Consider the following 1,282-nt stretch of genomic DNA (forward strand, 5'->3'; position numbering starts at 1 on the left):
CCTCTTCAGTGCGAAGGTACTGCTGCGGGCTGTAATTTTTTGGTCGGCGTGGATCTTCTAGTGTGTAACCATCATGAATCGCAACACGAATCTCATGCGCATCGAAAAGGTCTGCACTTAGGAAAACCACTTCGTTTGTCGCGACCACGGGCAAGTCATGTTGCTCAGCGAGATCGATGGCAAAGTGCAAGTACGTCTCTTCATCCGGACGGCCTGTACGAATCAATTCTAGATAGAAACGGTCCGGGAAATGCTGTTTGTAAAACTCTACACAGCTTTCAACCAGTTTACGGTTACCTTTAAGCAGCGCTTTGCCGATATCGCCATTTTTAGCACCAGATAGAACGATTAAGCCTTCTGACATCTCGGCCAGCCACGCCCTATCAATCACAGGTTGGTGCTGAACGTGGCCACGTAAGTACGCTTTGGAAATCAGTAACGTGAGGTTCTTGTAACCTGCATTGTCGGCAGCAAGTACTGTCAGCTGGGTCAGTTCTTCACCAAATTCATCAGATTGCATTTTGAAATCTGCACCGATGATCGGTTTAACGCCGGAGCCATGCGCTGTGCCATAAAACTTCACCAAACCACATAAGTTGGTGAAGTCGGTCAAAGCCATGGCAGGCATACCAAGCTCGGCGACTTTCTTGACTATCGGTGGAACTTTATTGATACCATCCACCATCGAGAAATCACTGTGAATACGAAGGTGGACGAACTTGGGATCTGACATTAACAGGTACCGTGTAACTCTATTTTGTTTGGGATTCTAACCTAAAGGGGGCTGGGTTTATAACACCAATCCGCCCAATTTATTAATCTAAGCCTAAAGCTTTCTTTACAGGTTTGAAGCTCTTACGGTGCTCACTTATCACACCATGTTGCTCAATTGCTTCAAAGTGCGCTTTGGTTGGATAACCTTTGTGCTTCGCAAAGCCGAATTGCGGATATTGTTTATCCAGCTCTTCCATCTCTTGGTCGCGCACAACTTTAGCAATGATGGAAGCGGCACTGATTTCAGCCACTCTTAAATCGCCTTTCACCACAGCTTGAGAATCCATCGGTAGCTCAGGGCAACGATTACCATCGATCAGCACTAAATCTGGCTGTACCTTCAGTCCCGCAATCGCACGTTGCATGGCAACCATGGTAGCTTGCAGAATATTCAGTTCATCAATCTCTTCGGGAGAGCAACGGCCTACCGCCCACGCTAGCGCTTTTTCTTTGATTTCAGGAAGCAGTGCCAGACGCTTTTTCTCGCTCAGCTTCTTAGAGTCATTCA

General features: G+C 47.1%; 2 protein-coding genes. Both read right to left on the bottom strand.

Annotated elements, in window-relative coordinates:
* Positions 1-733, bottom strand: a 733-nt coding sequence (locus R8269_RS24755) for a PHP domain-containing protein (protein ID WP_318222848.1), incomplete at its 3' end; no start/stop codon positions are given.
* Between the two features lie 82 nt (positions 734-815).
* A partial coding sequence (gene rnhB, locus R8269_RS24760) for a ribonuclease HII (RefSeq protein ID WP_318222849.1) occupies positions 816-1,282 on the bottom strand: 467 nt, incomplete at its 5' end.

The sequence above is a fragment of the Vibrio sp. Vb0667 genome (assembly GCF_033391095.1).